The sequence below is a fragment of the Curtobacterium sp. BH-2-1-1 genome, from assembly GCF_001806325.1.
Taxonomy (GTDB): Bacteria; Actinomycetota; Actinomycetes; order Actinomycetales; family Microbacteriaceae; genus Curtobacterium.
Genome location: NZ_CP017580.1, coordinates 3,431,171 through 3,450,018 on the forward strand (window position 1 = coordinate 3,431,171; position 18,848 = coordinate 3,450,018).

Annotated in this window: 17 protein-coding genes; 11 read left to right on the top strand and 6 right to left on the bottom strand. The window is 72.9% G+C overall.

Annotation, left to right across the window (positions count from 1 at the left end; all coding sequences use genetic code 11):
* The first annotated feature begins 5 nt into the window (after positions 1 to 5).
* The 8 genes from BJK06_RS16280 to BJK06_RS16315 are packed head-to-tail and all read left to right on the top strand — an operon-like array spanning position 6 to position 9,895.
* Positions 6 to 1,196: an LLM class flavin-dependent oxidoreductase gene (locus tag BJK06_RS16280; RefSeq protein ID WP_070418757.1), complete on the top strand. Its 1,191-nt coding sequence runs from the start codon at positions 6 to 8 to the stop codon at positions 1,194 to 1,196.
* The gene (locus BJK06_RS16285; protein WP_070418758.1) at positions 1,193 to 2,548 is read left to right on the top strand and encodes an NtaA/DmoA family FMN-dependent monooxygenase; all 1,356 of its coding nucleotides are present in this window, start codon (positions 1,193 to 1,195) and stop codon (positions 2,546 to 2,548) included. The genes BJK06_RS16280 and BJK06_RS16285 overlap by 4 nt, the downstream gene beginning before the upstream one ends.
* Entirely contained in the window at positions 2,545 to 3,567 is a 1,023-nt protein-coding gene (locus tag BJK06_RS16290; RefSeq protein WP_070418759.1) for an LLM class flavin-dependent oxidoreductase, read from the top strand. Before BJK06_RS16285 ends, BJK06_RS16290 begins: the two co-directional genes overlap by 4 nt.
* Positions 3,564 to 4,613: an ABC transporter permease gene (locus BJK06_RS16295; protein WP_070419566.1), complete on the top strand. Its 1,050-nt coding sequence runs from the start codon at positions 3,564 to 3,566 to the stop codon at positions 4,611 to 4,613. Before BJK06_RS16290 ends, BJK06_RS16295 begins: the two co-directional genes overlap by 4 nt.
* The gene (locus BJK06_RS16300; protein WP_070418760.1) at positions 4,610 to 5,500 is read left to right on the top strand and encodes an ABC transporter permease; all 891 of its coding nucleotides are present in this window, start codon (positions 4,610 to 4,612) and stop codon (positions 5,498 to 5,500) included. Before BJK06_RS16295 ends, BJK06_RS16300 begins: the two co-directional genes overlap by 4 nt.
* Positions 5,497 to 7,143 carry an ABC transporter ATP-binding protein gene (locus BJK06_RS16305; protein WP_070418761.1) on the top strand — a complete coding sequence of 549 codons (1,647 nt, stop codon included), beginning with the start codon at positions 5,497 to 5,499 and terminating at the stop codon, positions 7,141 to 7,143. Before BJK06_RS16300 ends, BJK06_RS16305 begins: the two co-directional genes overlap by 4 nt.
* Positions 7,140 to 8,762, top strand: coding sequence for an ABC transporter substrate-binding protein (locus tag BJK06_RS16310; RefSeq protein WP_070418762.1), 1,623 nt, complete (start codon positions 7,140 to 7,142; stop codon positions 8,760 to 8,762). Before BJK06_RS16305 ends, BJK06_RS16310 begins: the two co-directional genes overlap by 4 nt.
* Entirely contained in the window at positions 8,759 to 9,895 is a 1,137-nt protein-coding gene (locus BJK06_RS16315) for an LLM class flavin-dependent oxidoreductase (protein ID WP_070418763.1), read from the top strand. The genes BJK06_RS16310 and BJK06_RS16315 overlap by 4 nt, the downstream gene beginning before the upstream one ends.
* An 87-nt stretch (positions 9,896 to 9,982) precedes the next feature.
* On the opposite strand, the gene BJK06_RS16320 is transcribed toward BJK06_RS16315, so the two are convergent.
* The 3 genes from BJK06_RS16320 to BJK06_RS16330 are packed head-to-tail and all read right to left on the bottom strand — an operon-like array spanning position 9,983 to position 12,828.
* Positions 9,983 to 10,996: a transporter substrate-binding domain-containing protein gene (locus BJK06_RS16320; RefSeq protein ID WP_070418764.1), complete on the bottom strand. Its 1,014-nt coding sequence runs from the start codon at positions 10,994 to 10,996 to the stop codon at positions 9,983 to 9,985.
* Between the two features lie 36 nt (positions 10,997 to 11,032).
* Positions 11,033 to 11,806 carry an amino acid ABC transporter ATP-binding protein gene (locus BJK06_RS16325; RefSeq protein ID WP_070418765.1) on the bottom strand — a complete coding sequence of 258 codons (774 nt, stop codon included), beginning with the start codon at positions 11,804 to 11,806 and terminating at the stop codon, positions 11,033 to 11,035.
* Complete coding sequence (locus tag BJK06_RS16330) at positions 11,806 to 12,828, bottom strand: amino acid ABC transporter permease (RefSeq protein WP_070418766.1); 1,023 nt, start codon at positions 12,826 to 12,828, stop codon at positions 11,806 to 11,808. The genes BJK06_RS16325 and BJK06_RS16330 overlap by 1 nt, the downstream gene beginning before the upstream one ends.
* A 132-nt stretch (positions 12,829 to 12,960) precedes the next feature.
* On the opposite strand from BJK06_RS16330, the gene BJK06_RS16335 reads away from it, so the two are divergent.
* Both BJK06_RS16335 and BJK06_RS16340 read left to right on the top strand, forming a co-directional pair.
* A complete protein-coding gene (locus BJK06_RS16335; RefSeq protein WP_070418767.1) occupies positions 12,961 to 13,212 on the top strand; it encodes a DUF4287 domain-containing protein in 252 nt (83 codons plus the stop codon).
* A gap of 46 nt (positions 13,213 to 13,258) precedes the next feature.
* Positions 13,259 to 14,230 (top strand): hypothetical protein, encoded by a 972-nt coding sequence (locus BJK06_RS16340; protein WP_070418768.1) that lies wholly within the window; start codon positions 13,259 to 13,261, stop codon positions 14,228 to 14,230.
* A 248-nt stretch (positions 14,231 to 14,478) separates the two neighbouring features.
* Here BJK06_RS16340 and BJK06_RS16345 read toward each other — a convergent pair whose 3' ends face one another.
* Both BJK06_RS16345 and BJK06_RS16350 read right to left on the bottom strand, forming a co-directional pair.
* Positions 14,479 to 15,051, bottom strand: a complete 573-nt coding sequence (locus tag BJK06_RS16345) for a GIY-YIG nuclease family protein (protein ID WP_070418769.1) — start codon at positions 15,049 to 15,051, stop codon at positions 14,479 to 14,481.
* A gap of 54 nt (positions 15,052 to 15,105) precedes the next feature.
* Positions 15,106 to 15,951 carry a siderophore-interacting protein gene (locus BJK06_RS16350; RefSeq protein WP_070418770.1) on the bottom strand — a complete coding sequence of 282 codons (846 nt, stop codon included), beginning with the start codon at positions 15,949 to 15,951 and terminating at the stop codon, positions 15,106 to 15,108.
* A 75-nt stretch (positions 15,952 to 16,026) separates the two neighbouring features.
* Here BJK06_RS16350 and BJK06_RS16355 point away from each other — a divergent pair, with 75 nt between their 5' ends.
* Positions 16,027 to 16,746 (top strand): heme oxygenase (biliverdin-producing), encoded by a 720-nt coding sequence (locus BJK06_RS16355; RefSeq protein ID WP_083295330.1) that lies wholly within the window; start codon positions 16,027 to 16,029, stop codon positions 16,744 to 16,746.
* A 268-nt stretch (positions 16,747 to 17,014) separates the two neighbouring features.
* Here the strand turns inward: BJK06_RS16355 and BJK06_RS16360 are convergent, their stop codons facing one another.
* On the bottom strand, positions 17,015 to 18,781 hold the full coding sequence (locus BJK06_RS16360) for a BCCT family transporter (protein WP_258027654.1): 1,767 nt from the start codon (positions 18,779 to 18,781) through the stop codon (positions 17,015 to 17,017).
* Positions 18,782 to 18,848 lie beyond the last annotated feature (67 nt).

Below are 18,848 nucleotides of genomic sequence, written 5' to 3' on the forward strand. Positions count from 1 at the left end.
ACCCCATGCCCGACCGCATCACCCTCGTCACCGCCCTGCAGGGCGCCGGCTGGCACCCCGCCGCCTGGCGTACCGCCGGCCCCGCGGCGCAGCGCCTCACCAGCCTCCGGCACTGGCGCGACGTCGTCGTGGAGCAGGACCGCCTCGGCGTCGACGCCGTCACGATCGAGGACTCCTTCACCGCCGGTCCGGTGGACGCGGCGGGCGACCTCGACACGAGCACGGTCGTCGGCCGCCTCGACGCCCTCCTCGTCGCGAACGCGGTCGCCCCCGCGACCCGCGCGCTCGGTCTGGTACCGACCGTCTCGGTGACGCACACCGAACCGTTCCACGTCGCCACGGGCCTCCAGACCCTCGACCACGTCTCGCAGGGGCGAGCCGGGTGGCGGATCCAGGTGAGTCCGACGCCCCGCGAAGCAGCGCTCTTCGGGCGCCGTCCCGGCGGCGACGAGGCGGCGACCCTCTTCGACGAGGCGCGCGAGGTCGCCGAGGTCGTCTCGCGACTCTGGGACAGCTGGGACGACGACGCGATCATCCGTGACGTGGCCACCGGCCGGTTCATCGACCGCGACCGCATCCACAACGCCGCGTTCGCGGGGGCCTTCGTCTCGGTCCACGGCGCGTCGATCGTGCCGCGGTCGCCGCAGGGCCGTCCGCCGGTCTTCTCGCTGGCGCACCGCGCCGACGCGGCCGCGTTCGCGGTGGACGCTGCGGACGTCGTGCTGGTGACGCCCGGCTACGAGGGACGGGAGGCGCGGGACCTGTTGGACGAGGTCCGTCACCTCGAGCAGGCGGCCGGCTCGGACGTCCGTCGTCCGGTCCTCGCCGACCTCGCGGTGCTCATCGGGTCGTCGTCGGCCGCCGCCGCCGACGCGCTGGCCTCGCTCGACACGGCTGCCGGTGCCCCGTACGCGTCGACGTCCGACACGTCCGTGCTGGCGACGACCGTGCCCGAGCTCGTGACGCTCATCGGGGACCTGCGGGACCTCGGGTTCGCCGGTGTCCGACTCCGCCCGCTGCGCATCCCGCTCGACTCCACGGCGATCGCCCGCGAGCTCGTCCCCGCGCTCGTCACGGCCGGCCTCCGAGCCGACGTGGCCTCGCGTCCCACCGCCGACCTGCGCACGCGGCTCGGCATCGCCCCGGCGGTCAGCCGGTACGCGTCCGCATCCGCCCCCGTGGAGGTCTCAGCATGAGCGCCAAGCGTCAGGTCCACCTCGCCGCCCACTTCCCGGGCGTCAACAACACCACGATCTGGAGCGACGACCGGGCCGAGAGCCAGATCGCGTTCTCGTCGTTCGAGCACTTCGCCCGGAACGCCGAGCGCGGGCTGTTCGACTACCTGTTCCTCGCCGAGGGCCTGCGGCTCCGCGAGCAGAAGGGCCGCATCCACGACCTCGACGTCGTCGGGCGCCCGAACACGCTCGCGGTCCTCGCCGCCCTCGCCGGGGTCACCGACCACATCGGGCTCGTCGGCACGCTGCAGACCACGTTCAACGAGCCGCTCGAGCTCGCGAAGCAGCTCGCGACGCTCGACCACCTCACCGACGGACGCGCCGGCTGGAACGTCGTGACCAGCTCGGACGCGTTCCACGGCGCGAACTTCCGTCGTGGCGGGTTCCTGGACCACGCCGACCGGTACACGCGGGCGGCGGAGTTCATCGAGCTGTCCCGCGAGCTCTGGGACTCGTGGGAGTCCGACGCCGTCGTGGCCTCGGCCGTGTTCGCCGACCGCTCCCGGATCCGCGACGTCGACCACCACGGGCCGCAGTTCGACGTGACCGGGACGTTCCCGGTGCCCCGGAGCCCGCAGGGGCACCCGGTGGTCGTGCAGGCCGGCGACTCCGACGAGGGGCGCGACCTCGCCGCGGCGCACGCCGAGGTGATCTTCTCGCTGCACACCGAGTTCGACGACGCGAAGTCCTACTACGACGACATCACGGCGCGCCTCGAGCGCGTCGGCCGCTCGAAGGACGAGCTGCACATCCTGCCCGCGTCGACCTTCGTCCTCGGAGACACCGCCGCGGACGCCGCCGAGCGGGCCCGGGCGATCCAGCGTGCCCAGGTCAGCCCGGCAACGGCGATCGCGTTCCTCGAGCAGGTGTGGAACCGCGACCTGTCCGGGTACGACGTGGACGGCCCGCTGCCCGACGTCGAGCCGGACCTCGAGGGCGCCGCGATCACCCGCGGCCGCGCACGGCACACCCGCGACGTGCCGGCACTCGTGCGGTCGTGGCGCGACCGCGCCGAGGCCGAGCACCTGTCCATCCGTGAGCTCGTCATCGCGGTGTCGACGCGCGGCGGGTTCGTCGGGACGCCCTCGCACATCGCGGCCGAGATCGACCGCTACGTCCAGGAACGTGCGACGGACGGCTTCGTCGTGGTCCCGCACACCAACCCGTACGGCCTCGACGAGTTCGTCGACACGGTCGTCCCGCTGCTGCAGGAGCGCGGCGTCTACCGGGAGTCCTACACCGAGGGCGCGACGCTCCGCGAGACGCTCGGTCTGCCCGGGACCATCCGGGACCGCCGGGGGGTGCTCGCGTGACGGTGCGCAGCCTGTCGATCCTCGTGCCGGGGAACTTCGCGGACGACGCACCCGTCGACGGCCTCGAGGCAACGCTCGACCTCTTCGCCACGGCGGAGCGGCTCGGCGTCGACGGCGCCTGGGTCCGGCACCGTCACCTCGAGCACGGCATCGGGTCGGCGGCGGTGTTCCTCGCCGCGGCCTCGCAGCGCACGAGCGCGATCGAGCTCGGGGTCGCCGTCGTGCCGATCGGGTGGGAGAGCCCGTTCCGCCTGGCCGAGGACTTCTCGCTCGCCGACGTCCTGTCGCACGGGCGGGTCCAGGTCGGGCTGTCGACGAGCGCCCCGCACGAGGACATCCTCGGCGACCTGGTGTTCGACGGCGACTGGCGCTCCTTCGACCGCGGCTACGGACGGGTCACCCGCTTCGTCGACAACCTGCGCGGGGACTTCCTCGGCGGGGACGACACCGTCATCCAGAGCCCCGGCAACGTCCAGCGCCCGCGGCTGCAGCCGTACGCACCGGGGCTCGTCGACCGGGTCTGGTACGGCGGGGGATCGCTCCGGTCGGCCGCCTTCGCGGGCAGCGCCGGGCTCAACCTGCTCATCGGGAACCTCACCTCGGGCGAGGGCACGGACGACTACGGCACCGCCCAGCGGAACCAGCTCGCCGCCTACCGCGCCGCGCTCCCGTCCGGCCGGACACCCCGCGTCGCCTGGGGACGATGCGTCGTCCCGACGGACTCGGCCGACCGCGTCTCGCGCGAGCGCTACCGGACCTGGTACGAGTCGCGCCTCGACCGGCAGAGGGCACCGCAGGGTCCCCGGCGCACGCTGTTCTCGGCGGACCTGGTGGGACCGGCCGAGCAGATCGTCGAGCAGCTCGTCCGGGACGCCACGCTCGCCGAGGTCGACGAGTTCCGCGTCGAGCTGCCGTACGAGTTCGCCGGCGACGAGTACGAGCAGATCGTGTCGGACGTCGTGTCGAGGGTCGCGCCGGCCCTCGGTTGGGCACCAGCGCGGACGGTGGTGGCGGCGTGACCCGGTACGTGCTCTCGCGCATCGGGCAGGCGGTGCTCGTGCTCTGGGCGGCGTGGACGATCTCCTTCTTCGTCCTCTACGTCCTGCCGAGCGACCCCGCCCGGATCATGCTCGGTCCGGACGCCACCGACGTGACGCAGGCGCAGCTCGACGCGCTCCGCCACCAGTACGGACTCGACCAGCCCGTGCTCGTGCAGTACTTCCAGCACCTCGGTTCGCTGCTCACGGGCGACCTCGGCCGCTCGATCGGCGTCGGACGACCCGTCACCGAGGTCATCGGCGAGGCCGTCGGTCCCACCGCGCAGATCGCCGTCGTCGGCCTGCTGCTCGCGATCGTGTTCGGCGGCGGGCTCGCAGTCCTCGCCACGTGGACCCGCAACCGCGCCCTCGGGCAGTTCCTGCTGCAGCTGCCGCCGGTCGGTGTCGCCGTCCCGGGCTTCTGGTTCGCCCTGCTGCTCGTGCAGTGGTTCTCGTTCGGCCTGCACGTGTTCCCGGCGTTCGGCGGCGAGGGACCGTCGTCGGTCGTCCTCCCCGCGATCACCCTGGCGCTGCCGACCGGCGCGACGATCGCCCAGCTGCTGTCGAAGTCCCTGGTCGCGACGCTCCGTGAGCCGTACGTCGACACCGCGTACGCCAAGGGCGCCGGACGCTGGCGGGCGCAGCTCCGGCACGCGCTGAAGAACGCCGCGCTGCCGGCCCTCACCGTGACCGGCCTCATCGTCGGACAGTTGTTCTCCGGCACCGTCGTCACCGAGACGGTGTTCTCCCGCCCGGGCCTCGGCCGCGTCACCGCGACCGCCGTGCAGGGGCAGGACATCCCCGTCGTCCAGGGCATCGTGCTCGTCGCCGCGGCGATCTTCGTCGTCGCGAACCTCGTCGTCGACCTCGTGTACCCGCTCCTCGACCCGCGTGTCGTCCTGGCCGGGAGCCGCCGGAAGCTCCGGGGGCAGGACGGCCCGACACCGGGCGGCGGCACGGGCTACGCGGCGGGTCCCGGCGCCACCACGGCCCCCACCGCCCCGACACCCCAGGGAGTCCCCGCATGACCGAGACCACGCAGCTCGCGATCGGCCGTCCCGCGTCGCTCGTCTCCGACCGCGTCCCCGGCGGCGCGACCGCACTCCGAGGCGTCGTCGCCCGGCCGACCCTCACGCTCGCCGTGCTCTGGCTCGCCCTGGTCGTCCTCGCCGCGCTGCTCCCCGGCGCCCTGACCCACCTCGACCCGCTCGCCGCGGAACCCGCCGTGAAGCTCACCGCGCCCGACGCCGCACACTGGTTCGGCACCGACCAGCTCGGCCGCGACTTCTACGCCCGCGTCGTGCACGGCACGGCGCTCACCCTGCAGGCGGCGATCCTCGCGATCCTCATCGGGCTCGTCGGCGGCTCGGTGGTCGGGCTCCTCGCCGGGTTCGTCGGCGGGGTGGTCGACACCGTGCTCATGCGCGTCGCGGACGTCCTGCTCGCCATCCCGAGCCTGCTGCTGTCGCTGACGATCGTGACCGTCCTGGGCTTCGGCACCGTGAACGTCGCGGTGGCGGTCGGCGTCGCGAGCATCGCCACCATCGCCCGGATCATGCGCTCCGAGGTCGTCCGGGTCCGCACCGCCCCGTACGTCGAGGCGGCCACGGCGAACGGGAACCGCTGGTGGCGGGTGCTGCTCGTGCACGTGCTGCCGAACGCGGCCGGCCCCGTACTCGTCCTCGCTGCGCTCGAGTTCGGCACCGCGATCCTCGCCGTCTCCAGCCTGAGCTTCCTCGGCTACGGCGCCCAGCCGCCGGCACCGGAGTGGGGCTCGCTCGTCTCGACCGGCCGCGACTTCATCGCCACCTCGTGGTGGCTGACGACCATCCCCGGTCTCGTCATCGCGGTCACGGTCCTCGCCGGCAACCGCGTCGCCCGGGCACTCGACACCGAACGGCGGGCCGTCCGATGAGCCTCCTCAGCATCCGCGACCTCACGGTCGCGTACGGCCACGGCCGGCACGCGCGGACGGCGCTGCACGGCGTCTCCCTCGACGTCGGTCGCGGCGAGCGCGTCGCCATCGTCGGCGAGTCCGGTTCGGGCAAGTCGACGACGGCGCACGCGGTCCTGCGGCTCCTGCCCGCAGCGGCCGAGCTGACGGGAGGCACGGTGCGGCTCTCCGGGACCGCCGCCGGTTCCGCGGACCTCGACCTGGTCACCGCGTCCGACGCCGAGGTCCGTCGTGTCCGCGGCGTCCGGATCGGCTTCGTGCCGCAGGACCCGACCGTCTCGCTCAATCCCGTCACGCGCATCGGTCGGCAGGTCGCCGAGGTGCTCGAGATCCACGGGATCGCGACCGGGGCCGACGCCCGCCAGCGCGCCGTGGAGGAGCTCCGTCGCGCCGGGATCGACCGTCCGGAACTGCGCGCGGAGCAGTACCCGCACGAACTCTCCGGCGGCATGCGGCAGCGGGTGCTCATCGCCATCGCACTGATCGGCGACCCGGAGCTCCTCGTCGCCGACGAGCCCACGAGCGCCCTCGACGTCACCGTGCAGCGGACGATCCTCGACCACCTCGACCGACTCGTCGCCGAGCGGGGGACGAGCGTCCTCTTCATCACGCACGACCTCGGGGTCGCCGCGGACCGGGCGGACCGGATCGTCGTGATGTCCGAGGGGCGGATCGTCGAGCAGGGCACCCCCGCCGAGGTGCTCGGCGCTCCCCGCGAGGCGTACACCCGCGCGCTCATCGCCGCGGCGCCCAGTCTCGACGACGTGACCGTGTCCGTGGGGGCCGACCCGCGCCTCCCGTCCGGCAGTGACGACCCGCTCGTCGTCGCGACGGGCCTGCGGAAGTCCTTCGCCCGCGTGGCCGCCGTCGACGGCGTCGACGTGACCGTCCCGCGCGGCCGCACCCTCGCGCTGGTGGGGGAGTCCGGGTCCGGGAAGTCGACCACGGCGCGCCTCGTGCTCGGTCTCGAGCGCGCCGACGCGGGCACCGTCCGGTTCGACGGCGACGACGTGACCGCTGCCCGCGGTGCGGCGCTGCGGGCGTACCGGCGCCGCGCGCAGATCGTGCAGCAGAACCCGTACGCGGCCCTGCACCCGCGGCTGTCGGTCGGGTCGATCATCGCCGACCCGCTCGCGGCGTTCGGGATCGGCACCCGGCGGTCGCGTTCGGCCCGTGCGGCGGAGCTGCTCGACCTCGTGGCACTGCCGGCATCGACGGCGGGGCGACGGCCGTCGGAGCTGTCGGGCGGCCAGCGGCAGCGCGTCGCCATCGCCCGGGCGCTCGCGCTCGACCCGTCGTTCGTCGTCCTGGACGAACCGGTCTCGGCGCTCGACGTGTCCGTCCAGACGCAGATCCTCGACTTGCTCGCGTCGCTGCAGGAGACGCTCGGCGTCTCGTACCTGTTCATCTCGCACGACCTCGCCGTCGTCCGCCGCATCGCCCACGAGGTGTCCGTCCTCCGGGGCGGGCGCGTGGTCGAGCACGGCGCTGTCGCCGAGGTCCTCCACCACCCGCAGCACGAGTACACCCGTGCCCTGCTCGACGCGATCCCCGGACGATCCCGGCGCGTCGCACCCCTCACCCCTTCCGAAGGAGTCTCATGACCATCCACCGCACCCCGATCCGTCTGGTGGTCGCGATCGCGGCCGGCACCGCGGCGGCCCTGGTGATGGCCGGCTGCTCGTCGGGCGGCACCGCGTCGTCGTCCTCGTCGAAGCCCGTCGACGGCGGCTCGCTGACCTACGCGATCGCCAACGACCCGATCACGCTCAACCCGACCGGGACCGGCGCCGGTAACGACACCCTCGCCATCACCCGGCAGCTCGTCGACTCGCTGCTCTGGCAGGACCCGTCGGACGGCTCGCTGAAGCCCTGGCTGGCGACGAAGTACTCGGCGAACGCCGACGCGACCGCGTTCACGTTCGACCTGCGCTCCGGTGTGACGTTCTCCGACGGGTCGGCCTTCGACGCCACCGCCGTGAAGGACACCTTCGACGACATCGCGAAGGCCGGGGCGTCCAGCACCGCCGCCGCGTACTTCTCGGGGTACCGGGAGACGAAGGTCGTCGACGACGACACCGTCGAGGTCGACTTCACGACGCCGAACGCCGCGTTCCCGAACGCCACCGCGTCGGTCGCGCTCGGCATCGTCGCGCCGAAGACCACCGAGACGCCGTTCGACGACCGGGCCGACGGCACGGCCGTCATCGGGACGGGGCCGTTCACGCTGTCGTCGTACACGAAGAACACCTCCACCGTCCTGACGAAGCGCAAGGACTACGACTGGGGCCCGGCCGCGCGGTCGAACACCGGCGCGGCGCACCTGTCGAAGGTGACGTTCCAGGTCGTCCCGGAGGCGAGCGTCCGCACCGGCAGCCTGCAGTCCGGCCAGCTCGACGCGATCAGCAGCGTGCAGCCGAGCGACGTCGACACGCTCAAGTCGCAGTACGAGCTCGTGACCCGCGCCAACCCCGGGCAGGTGTTCGGGCTCACGTTCAACCAGAAGCGCCCGCTCGTGTCCGACCTCGTCGTCCGCAGGGCGATCGCGCAGGCCGTCGACCCGAAGACCGTCCGGGACACGTCCCTGAACGACCTGTTCGAGGTCGCGACGTCGGTGCTCGGCTCGACCACCCCCGGGTACACCGACACCTCCTCGGCGATCTCGTACGACCCGGCCGCGGCCGAGCAGGCGCTCGACGAGGCCGGGTGGAAGACCGGCTCCGACGGCATCCGCGCGAAGGACGGCCAGGAGCTGCGGCTCAAGCTCATCTGGATCACGAACTTCGGACCGAACCAGACCTCGCTCGAACTCATCCAGCAGGAGCTGCGGAAGGTCGGCGTCGGCCTGACCCTCGAGAGCGGCACAGTCCCGCAGTACCTCGCCAACACCACGAGCGGGGACTGGGACCTGGCGTGGGACAACAGCTCCCGCGCCGACGGCGACGTCCTCCGCTCGAAGTTCTCGAGCGACGGCGCCCAGTCGATCGGCGCCGCCGACGGCACGCTCGACGCCCTGTTCACGAAGGAGCTCTCGCAGTCGTCCGCCACCGAGCGTGCGGCCACGTTCGCGGCGATCCAGGAACGGATCGCGTCGCAGGTGGACTTCGTCCCCGTGCACGAGCTCACCAGCATCATCGCCACCACGAAGGACGTGCACGGCATCGCGTTCGGCGCGGACACCCGCCTCGACCAGCTCACCGGCGCCTGGACGGACGCAGCATGACCGCCGTCCCCTTGTCCGTCCTCGACCTCGTCCCGGTCAGCGCCGGGTCCACCGCCGCGCAGGCGCTGCACCGCACGATCGACCTCGCGCAGCACGCCGAGCGTGCCGGGTACGCCCGGTACTGGCTCGCCGAGCACCACCTCAACCCGGGTGTCGCCGGCAGCGCACCGAACATCGTGATCGGGGCCGTGGCCGCCGCGACCTCGACGATCCGCGTCGGCAGCGCGGCGACGCTGGTCGGCAACGTCCGCGGACTGCAGATCGCCGAGACCTTCGGCACGCTCGCCGCGTTGTACGGGCCGCGGATCGACCTCGGTCTCGGCCGGTCCGGTGCCCCCGCACCCGGTGCCCCGAAGCCGCCGTCGCTCGCCCCGCACGAGGACGAGGTCGTCGACGGGCTGCTCATCCCGGCACCGTTCGACTTCCGGATCGCCCCGCGCAGCCGGTTCGCGCTGCAGGGCGAGCTGCTCGGTCGCGTGCCGGGCGACGTCGACCGGTTCGAGGGCGAACTCGAGCTGATCCGGGCGCTGTTCGACGGGACCTGGTCGCACGACGGCGCGGTCGTCGAGGCGCCACCCGCCGCCGGCACCCCCGTCGAGCTCTGGATCCACGGCTCCACCGGGGGTGCGAGCGCACGGGCCGCCGGCGCGCTCGGCCTGCCCTACGGCGCGAACTACCACACGTCGCCGGGCACGGTCCTGGCGTCGGTCGAGGCGTACCGCGACGCGTTCCGCCCCGGCGTGCTCGACGCGCCGCACGTCATCGTGTCGGCGGACGTCGTCGTCGGCCGGGACACCGACGAGGCGTCCGGACTCGCCCTCGGCTACGGCCAGTGGGTGCACTCCATCCGCTCCGGTGTCGGGGCGATCGAGTACCCGACGCCCGAGTGGGCCCGGGAGCACCCGTTGGACGACGCTGCGGCGGCATCGGTCGCGGACCGCATCGCCACGCGGTTCGTCGGCGATGCCGGCACGGTCGCGGACCAGCTCGAGACGCTGCGCCGCGCCACCGGGGCGGACGAGCTCCTCGTCACGACGATCACGCACGACCACGACGCACGGGTGCGCTCCTACGAGCTGCTCGCGGCCGAGTGGGCGCGGCGTGCCGAGCAGGCGGTGCCGGCCGCGGTCTGAGACGTGGCCGGACGACGGACGGGAGGCGCGGTGCCAGCTGGCACCGCGCCTCCCGTCCGTCGTGTGCGCGCGTCCCGCGCGTGAGGGTCAGCTGGCGTCGAGCGGCAGGCCCTCCGGGTTGAGCTCGGACCGCTTCACGGCCTCGTTCGACAGGTTGTAGGCCGTGAGCCACTTGGCGTACGTGCCGTCGTCGATGAGCTCGTTGATGGCCTCCTGGACCGGCTTCGCGAGCCCGTCGCCCTTCTTCGTCGTCGCCGCGATGAGCCCCTGCAGGTCGGCGCCGGCACCCGAGTACGTGCCCGCGGTCGTCGTCGCCTTCGCCGTCCCCGCGTTCTGCTTCTTCTGGTAGGCGATCGTCGGGTTCGGGCCGAGGTAGCCGTCGACCTTGCCGGACTGCACGGCGAGGAGCTTCGCGTTCGCGTCCGGGTAGTACTTCACCGTGATGGTCTTGCCCTGCTTCGCGAGGTCGGCCTTCCACCCGAGCAGGATCTTCTCCTGGTTCGTGCCGGAGTCGGTGGCGATCGTCTTGCCGGCGAGCACGGACGGATCACCGTCGAACCGCAGGGAGCTGCCCTCCTTCACCTGCAGCGCGAGGTTGTCCTGGCGGTACGAGGCGAAGTCGTACTTCTCCTTGCGCTGCTCCGTCACGGTGATGTTCGACAGGCCGACGTCGACCGACCCGCCGTCGATGCCGACGAACAGGTTGTCCCACGTGGCGTTCTTCACCTGGGGCTCGAGGCCGAGCTTCGCCGCGACGAGACGGCCGAGGTCGGGCTCGGAGCCGGTCAGCGTCTTCTGGTCGTCGCCGGTGAAGGCGAGGGGCGGGTACCCGGAAGGCAGGGCCCCGATGCCGATGACGAGCTTGCCGGACTGCTTGACGTCGGCGGGGAGCTCGTCGTGGAGCTTCGAGTCCTCCTGCACGGAGACCTTCGTCTCGGTCGCGGCGCCGTTCGACGCGGCGCCGATCGTGACGGTGCCGTCGTCCGAGCCGGTGCCGGCGCTGGCGTTCGCGGCGCAGCCGGCGAGGGCGACGACGACGCCGGTGGCGAGGACGAGGGCGCCGGCGCGGTGCCGCCAGCGGGAGGGGGTGATCGGGGACATGGTTCTCCAGGGGTCGGGTCGGAACGGGTGGGGAGTTCAGCGGACGCGGGACAGGAAGTCGCGCGTGCGGGGGTGCTGCGGGTCGTCGATGAGCTGCGCGGGCGGGCCCTGCTCGACGATGCGGCCGTGGTCGAGGAAGACGACGTGGTCGGCGACCTCGCGGGCGAAGGCGACCTCGTGCGTGACGATGACGAGCGTCGTGCCGGACTCGGCGAGGTCCGTGATCACGCCGAGCACCTCGCCGACCAGTTCGGGGTCGAGGGCCGAGGTCGGTTCGTCCAGCAGGACCACCGAGGGCTCGAGCGCCAGCGCCCGGGCGATCGCCACGCGCTGCTGCTGCCCGCCGGAGAGCTGGCGCGGGCGGGTGGCACCGCGGTCGCCCAGGCCGACGCGTTCGAGCAGCGTCTGGGCCCGGGCCCTCGCGGTGGCGGCGGGGACCCCGGAGGCGATCGGTCCCTCGGCCACGTTCTCGAGCGCGGTGAGGTGCGGGAACAGGTTGAAGTGCTGGAACACGAACCCGATCCGCGAGCGCTGCCGCAGGATCAGGCGCTCGGGCAGCTCCTTGTAGCGCGGGACCCCGTCGCGGCCGGTCCGCACCCGGACGCCGATGGTCTCGCCGCCGACGGTGACGACACCGCGGTCGAGGGGTTCGAGGTGGTTGATCGCCCGCAGCAGCGTGGACTTGCCGGACCCGGACGGGCCGAGGATCACGGTGACGCTCCCGGACGGCAGCGACAGGTCGACGCCGTCGATGACCACGTTCTCGCCGAAGGCCTTCACGGCGCCGTGGATGCCGATGGTGGCGCTCATCAGATGGCCTTCCCGTCGTTCTGGCCGCGCCAGGAACCGCGGCGCACCGCGGACCGGAGCCGCTGGAACGGCGTCGGCGGGAGCGCGCGGACGGAGCCGCGGGCCGTCCAGCGCTCGACGTAGTACTGGACGATCGACACCGCACTCGTGAGCGCGAGGTACCAGATCGTCGCCACGACGAGCAGCGGGATGATGTCCGTCGGGTACGTGCTCGACAGGTTCTGGACCACGCCGAACAGGTCGAGGAGCGAGACGTAGAACAGCAGCGAGGACGCCTTGAGCAGACCGACGATCTGGTTCACGAAGGCCGGCACGATCGAGCGGAGCGCCTGCGGCAGGATCACCCGCACGAACTGGCGGCGGCGGGGGAGCCCGAGGGCCTGCGCGGCCTCGTGCTGGCCGTGGTCGACGGCGAGCACACCGGCGCGGACGATCTCCGACGCGTAGGCGATCTCGCTGAGGCTCAGCCCGATGACGCCGATCGCCAGGTCGCCGAGGACGTTCGCGGTCGGGACCTCGAACTGCGGTCCGAACGGGACGCCGATGCCGATGGTCGGGTACAGCGACCCGAGGTTGTAGAGGAAGACGAGCACCAGGATGAGCGGCACCGAACGGAACAGCCACACGTAGCCCCACGCGAGCCCGGACAGCACCGGGTTGCGCGAGAGCCGGCCGATCGCCACGACGATGCCGCCGGCGAAGCTGATCACCGCGCTCAGTGCCGTCGCGACGAGGGTGAGCTGCAGGCCGGTCAGGATCGCCGGGCTGAACAGCCACCTGCTGACCGCCGGCCAGCCCCACTGCTCGTTGGTGAAGAGCGTCTCGACGAAGTTCAGGAGGACCACGAGGACGACCGCCGCGGCGATCCACCGCAGCGGGTGGCGCAGCGGGACGACGGGGCGGTCGAGCGCTGCGCGGCCGGCGGCGTCGATGGTCGCGTCGGTCGGGCTTCCGGCCGTGCTTCCGGTCGGAGTTCCGGCGGGGCTTCCGGTCGGGCGCTCCGTGTCGGTGGTCTGGGTCATGTCGCGACCGTAGGAGGTGCGCCGAGGCGCGACAACGCCGCGCGAAACACATCGGCACGGGAGGGAACCCGGCGTCACACGCGGGGATCGGATGACGCTCTGTGACGCGGGACGGCGGCTATCGTGACCCCCATGACCGCACACCGCGTGACCGCACCGGAGCCCCTGGCCGACGGCAGCAAGCCGAAGGGGCCGGCGTCGTACTTCCCGAGCATCGAGAAGACCTACGGGCGTCCGGTGCAGGAGTGGCTGGACCTCGTCGCGGACCGGCTCGACGGCCAGAAGCACATGGAGGTCGTCGCCTGGCTCAAGACCGAGCACGGCATCGGACACGGGCACGCGAACGCCCTCGTCGGCTACGTGCGGAACGCCCTCGCCGACTGATCCCCTCGCCGTGGCGGTTGTCGGTGGTGCTGCCTAGCGTGACAGCGTGGCCGAACCCGTCGACGCGTGGTGGCGCCGCCGACAGTGGTCGCGCGGCGTGGCGGTTCCGTACGCCGTGGGGGAGTTCCGTGCCGAGTGGTCCTCCCACCCGGTGCTCGTCCGGCAGTACCACCCGGAGTGGAACCACGGCGTCGTCCTCAGCCAGGTGCCACCAGCTGCCGAGGTCCTGCTGACGTGGGAGTGCGACGTCGGGCACGTCTTCGTCGCGACCCCGGGTGAGCAGCGCTCCCGTCCGGGGCGGGAACGACGCCGGTCGGTCTGGTGCCCCGAGTGCGCCGTCCAGGCCCAGCCCCAGCGCTGGCCCGTGCTGCCCTCCGACTGGCCGTCCGCGGTGCCGGTCCCGCAGCGGGTCGTCCGCGTCACCGGTCGGCAGACGCTGCCCGCAGCCCCGGCTCGAGGGACCCCGGCCGGTGCTGTGGCGTCGACGCGGTCCCGTGCTCGTCGCCCGGAACCCGGTGCACCCCGCCGACCCCGGCCCCCGGCCGCCCCGCGGTCGATCTGCCCGAAGACGCCGCGGCTGCCCTCGGGGGAGTCGTTCACGAGCGTGTGCGCCCCGGCGACGGCCTCCGCGGTCGAGGCCGAACTCCGGGCCGCCCTCGCCGAGCGGTTCGCCTTCACGTTCGACCACTCCGCGATCCGCCTCGACCGACCGTTCTTCGACCACGTCGAGGTCTGGCCGGACATCATCCTGCCGGAGCTCCGCGTCGCGATCGAGTACGACTCCACCGGACGCCACGGCCTCGAGCACGTCGGACCCCGGCAGGAGACGGACCGCCGGAAGGACCGTGCCGTGCGCGGTGTCGGGTGGGAGGTCGTCCGCATCCGGACCGGGCGGTTGCAGGCGCTGGGGCCGTACGACCTCGAGGTCTCCGGGATCTCCGGCCGGACGATCGCCCGCCTGGCCGACACGCTGCGCGAGGTCCGCGGCGCCCTCTTCGTCGACGCGTACGCGCGCTGACGCGCTGGCGACCGGGCGTCGGCGCCGCACAACCGAAGTGCGCCGGAACCGCGGTTCCCCGCGGTTCGGCGTGCCTTGTGTTGTGCGCAGCACCCGCCCGCCGCCGGCCGCGCCGCGTCGAACCACGGAAACGACGTCGAACCGCGTGCGACGGCTGGTGCGACGTCGCTTTCGTGGTTCGACGCGCGCGGGCGCCCGCTGGCGGCGTGCGCTCGCCCGCCGCGCCTCACCCGCGCAGCGCCAGCGCCTCACCCGCGCAGCGCCAGCGCCTCGCTCCGCCACCGGGCGTGCAGCTCCCACGGGTCGCTCACGCCCGCGGCCACGACCGCGACGTGCTCGAGCAACTCCGGCGTCACCCGGAACCATTCCGTGCCGGGGTACCGCGACCCGGCGAACTGCGCGTGCCGCCGCCGCTCGAGCGTCCGGTCGCCGCGCTCGAACCCGAGGAGGTCCTGGTGCGGGATCGCCGCGAGCCGCTGCCGCGGGTTCGCCGTCGTCCCGATCTTGATCCGGTCGCCGAAGTCGTCCCGCATCCGCAGGTAGTACACGACGTCGACCCGCGGGGGAGCGAGGTCCCCGTCCGGCACGTCGCCCCAGCGCCACTCGCACGTCGCACACACCGCACCCGACGGAAAGCGCACGCCGACCCGCGACCCGCACACCGGGCACGGGCCGGGCAGCACGTCCTCGACGCCGACGTGCTCGGCGGCGGCGTCGACCACGAGGGCGACGTGTCCGGCGCACAGCGGCACCGCGGGCACCGCCGACCCGGCGACCGCACCGGCGTCGCAACCGGGCGCGCAGCACGAGAGGGCGACCATGTCGGGAACGCTAGCCCGACCCACCGACGCCAGCCGCGCCTCCAGGCCGGAGCGCTACTCGGTGAAGATGACGCCGATCGGTTCGCGCTTCTCCTCCTGGAACCGGTCCTCGGCGCGCCCGAGCGCCCAGTACGCGGACAGCGACATCTCGGACTTCTCGAGTCCCCAGTCGTCCTGCAGCAGTCGACGGATCGCCTTCATCGCTGTCCGCTCGCCGTGCGCGAACACCTGCACCGGCCTGGAGGCGCGCTCCAGCGAGCGAGCCGCCTCCAGCAGCAGCGTGCCCGGCTCGGCGCCGGTGGCGTCGCGGTGCAGCCACCGCAGGTCGACCCCGGCCGGGTGCGCGACGTCCTGCTCGTCGGCCGGACCCGCCACCTCGACGAGGGCGACGCCCGTGGCGGTGTCAGCCATGCCCTCGAGGGCGGCGGAGATCGCGGGGAGCGCACTGTCGTCGCCGAGCAGCACGTGGGTGACGGCGGGGTCGGTGGACGGGGTGTACCCGCCGCCGGGACCGGAGAGCGCGAGGAGGTCGCCGGGCTGCGCCGAGGCGGCCCAGGGACCCGCGAGGCCCTCGTCGCCGTGCACGACGAAGTCGACGGCGATGGTCTTCGCCTCGTGGTCGACGGCGCGCACGGTGTAGGTGCGGCGCGCCGGCCGGTCGTGCTTCGGGAGCGACTCGCGCAGCGACTCGAGGTCGTACGGCGGCGTGAGCCCGAGCGACGGCTTCGCGAGCAGGAGCTTGACGTACTTGTCCGTGGTGGCGAGCCGCTCCGGGTCCGCTGCCGCGACGAACTCGTCGAAGGCGGGACCGCCGAGGTGGACGCGGACCATGTGCGGCGAGAGACGCTCCGTGCGGTCGACGACGAAGACGTGCTGGGGGCGTTTGGGTTTCGAGCTCATCGGTGCGAGCTTCCTCTCTCGACTTCTGGGTGCGCTGTGCTTGACGTACCGCTCAGTAAGGTTAGCCTTACCTCCATGGACACCGTCATCCCGTTCTCCGAGCTGCTGCGTCGGCGCACGCGTCGCTCGCAGGGGTCGTCGGGTGGCGACGGGTTCATGCAGGACCTGCTCGCCGGGCGGTGCGACGTCGGCGAGTACGCGGCCCTGCTCGGACAGTACGCGTTCGTGTACGACGCCCTCGAGCGCGCGGCCGAGCGGATGGCGGACCACCCCGTGGCTGCCCCCTTCGTCACGTCGCAGTTGACGCGGATGCCGGCGATCCGGGCGGACCTCGAGTACCTCATCGGTCCGGACTGGTCCGAGCTCGTGTGCCCGCTGCCCGAGACCACCGCGTACGTCCGACGACTGAACGAGGTCGCGGCGACGTGGCCCGGCGGGTTGGTCGCCCACCACTACACGCGGTCCCTCGGCGACCTGTCCGGCGGGCGACTCATCGGGCGGCTGCTCGCGGAGCAGTTCGGCTTCGAGACGAACGGCGTCCTGTTCTACATCTTCGACCAGGTCGCCGACCCGAGCGCGTTCGAGCAGACCTACCGGGCGCAGCTCGACGCGGCTCCGTGGTCGGCCGAGGAACGCGAACGCGTGATCGCCGAGGTCGAGCTGGCGCACCGGCTCGACAGCGGGCTGCTCGCGGGACTCGACGCGACGCGGGGGCCGGTGCTCGGCCGTCCCGCGGCGTGGTCCGACGACGACGGGCCGCACGGCGCGGGCGACGACGTGGCCGTGATCGCGTGACCGAGCCGAGTTGACCCGAGCGGCCACGTGCCGCCCACCAGACCCGCCGGGATCGCGGAGCGCGTCGCTTCGCAGGGGTGCTTCCGCCACGCGCCGCGATCCCGGCGTTCCCTTCGTTCGTGCCGCGTGGCGCGGCCCGCACGCCGTCCGCGTCGCGCCGCGCCGCGGGCGTTTGGTGAGCAGAAACTGTCGGGTGCGGGCAGCCCAGGCGACCATTTCTGCTCACGAAGCGCCGCCCGCGCCGCCGCCCGCCGCCCGCGCCCCCGCCTCAGTGCCGCATGCGGCGCGCGAGCTTCTGGATCGGGCCGGTCTTCGGCGCGCGCTCCGCGGGCTCGACGACTTCCTGCTGGTAGAAGTCCGCGAGGTCCGCCATCAGCGCCCGACGCTCCGCCCGCGCGTACGCCCGACGCTCCCGCGTGAAGGCGATCACCGTCGACCAGCACATCAGCACCATCACGACGCTGAACGGGAGCGCCGTCGTGATCGCCGCGGTCTTCAGCGCGTCCAGCCCGCCCGCGAGCAGGAGCGCCACCGCGACGAGGGCCGTGACCCCGGCGAAGAACACCCGGATCCAGTTCTTCGGCTCGATCTGCCCGCCGGTCGCGATCATGCCCATCACGAGCGCACCCGAGTCCGCCGAGGTCACGAAGAACACCCCGATCAGGATGATCGCCCCGATCACGAGCACCGATCCGGCGGGCATCCCACCGAGCAGCTGGAACAGGACCTGCTCGACGGACACGCTGCCGTCCGCCCCGACGAGGTCGCCGGTGCCGTGCAGCTGGTCGTACAGCGCGGTCCCGCCCATGATCGCGAACCAGAGGAAGGTCAGCAGCGTCGGGACGAACAGCACGCCGAGCACGAACTGCCGGACGGTCCGTCCGCGGGAGATCCGCGCGATGAAGATGCCGACGAACGGCGCCCACGACATCCACCAGCCCCAGTAGAACGTCGTCCACGCGCCCTGCCACTCCTGCCCTGCCTGACCCGCGAAGGCACTCGTGTCGAACGCCAGCCCGACGAACCCCTGCACGTACTGCCCGATCGACTGCACGAACTCGCCGAGCAGGAACTGCGTCGGCCCGACGAACAGGACGAAGACGAGCAGCACGGCCGCCAGCACGAGGTTGATGTTCGACAGGATCTTCATGCCCTTGCCGACACCGCTCAGCAGCGACCCGACGGCGATCAGCGTGACGACGACGATCAACCCGATCTGCAGGCCCCGGGTGTTCTCCGCCGCGCCGGTGTACTCGAGCCCCGACCCGATCTGGAGCACGCCGAGCCCGAGCGACGTCGCGACGCCGAACAGCGTGCCGATCAGCGCGAGGACGTCGATGAGGTTGCCCCACCCGCCCACCACGCGCTTGCCGAGCAGCGGCTCGAGCGCCCAGCGGATCGACACCGGTCGCGACCGCCGGTGGATCGCGTACGCCAGGGCGAGCCCGACCACGACGTAGATCGCCCACGCGTGCAGGCCCCAGTGCAGGAACGTCTGCGTGAGCGCCTGCTGCGCGAGGGCGTCGTCGTCGCCCGTCACCCCCGGCCGTGGTGAGGCGAAGTGACTGAGCGGCTCGGCGACGCCGTAGAACACGAGCCCGATGCCCATGCCCGCGGCGAACAGCAGCGACAGCCACGAGAGCGTCGAGAACTCCGGCGCCTCGTCGTCCTGGCCGAGCACGATGTCGCCGAACCGGCTGAACCCGATCCAGATCGCGAAGACGACGAAGGCGGCCGCGGCGATCACGTAGTACCAGCCGAAGTCCCGCACGATCCACCCCTGGACGGCCGAGAAGACGTCCTCGGTGGCACGCGGCGCGGCGAGCGCGACGGCGACGAACGCGAGCACGATTCCCGCGGCCGGCCAGAAGACCCAGCGCTCGACGGGCGGCTTCCGGACCGCCGTGTCGGTCGGTGGGCCAGGAGGCGCGACTCCCGTCCCCACGTCGTCCTGCGTCCGCCCCGTGGCGGGTTCGCGGTCTGCCGGCTCGGCCGTCTCGTCCATGGCGTCCCTCCACCCACGGATGCTGAGCATCCCTGGCCCGATTCTACGAACGCTCGCCGTGGTCCGTCCGGGTGCGATGGGAACGGGCGAGGCCGCG

Coding starts and splice junctions, on each gene's coding strand:
- BJK06_RS16330 (WP_070418766.1), bottom strand. CDS start 12,828: ATGACCCAGACCACCGACACGGAGCGCCCGACCGGAAGCCCCGCCGGA.
- BJK06_RS16310 (WP_070418762.1), top strand. CDS start 7,140: ATGACCATCCACCGCACCCCGATCCGTCTGGTGGTCGCGATCGCGGCC.
- BJK06_RS16300 (WP_070418760.1), top strand. CDS start 4,610: ATGACCGAGACCACGCAGCTCGCGATCGGCCGTCCCGCGTCGCTCGTC.
- BJK06_RS16350 (WP_070418770.1), bottom strand. CDS start 15,951: ATGAGCTCGAAACCCAAACGCCCCCAGCACGTCTTCGTCGTCGACCGC.
- BJK06_RS16320 (WP_070418764.1), bottom strand. CDS start 10,996: ATGTCCCCGATCACCCCCTCCCGCTGGCGGCACCGCGCCGGCGCCCTC.
- BJK06_RS16285 (WP_070418758.1), top strand. CDS start 1,193: ATGAGCGCCAAGCGTCAGGTCCACCTCGCCGCCCACTTCCCGGGCGTC.
- BJK06_RS16335 (WP_070418767.1), top strand. CDS start 12,961: ATGACCGCACACCGCGTGACCGCACCGGAGCCCCTGGCCGACGGCAGC.
- BJK06_RS16315 (WP_070418763.1), top strand. CDS start 8,759: ATGACCGCCGTCCCCTTGTCCGTCCTCGACCTCGTCCCGGTCAGCGCC.
- BJK06_RS16280 (WP_070418757.1), top strand. CDS start 6: ATGCCCGACCGCATCACCCTCGTCACCGCCCTGCAGGGCGCCGGCTGG.
- BJK06_RS16355 (WP_083295330.1), top strand. CDS start 16,027: ATGGACACCGTCATCCCGTTCTCCGAGCTGCTGCGTCGGCGCACGCGT.
- BJK06_RS16325 (WP_070418765.1), bottom strand. CDS start 11,806: ATGAGCGCCACCATCGGCATCCACGGCGCCGTGAAGGCCTTCGGCGAG.
- BJK06_RS16345 (WP_070418769.1), bottom strand. CDS start 15,051: ATGGTCGCCCTCTCGTGCTGCGCGCCCGGTTGCGACGCCGGTGCGGTC.
- BJK06_RS16360 (WP_258027654.1), bottom strand. CDS start 18,781: ATGCTCAGCATCCGTGGGTGGAGGGACGCCATGGACGAGACGGCCGAG.
- BJK06_RS16305 (WP_070418761.1), top strand. CDS start 5,497: ATGAGCCTCCTCAGCATCCGCGACCTCACGGTCGCGTACGGCCACGGC.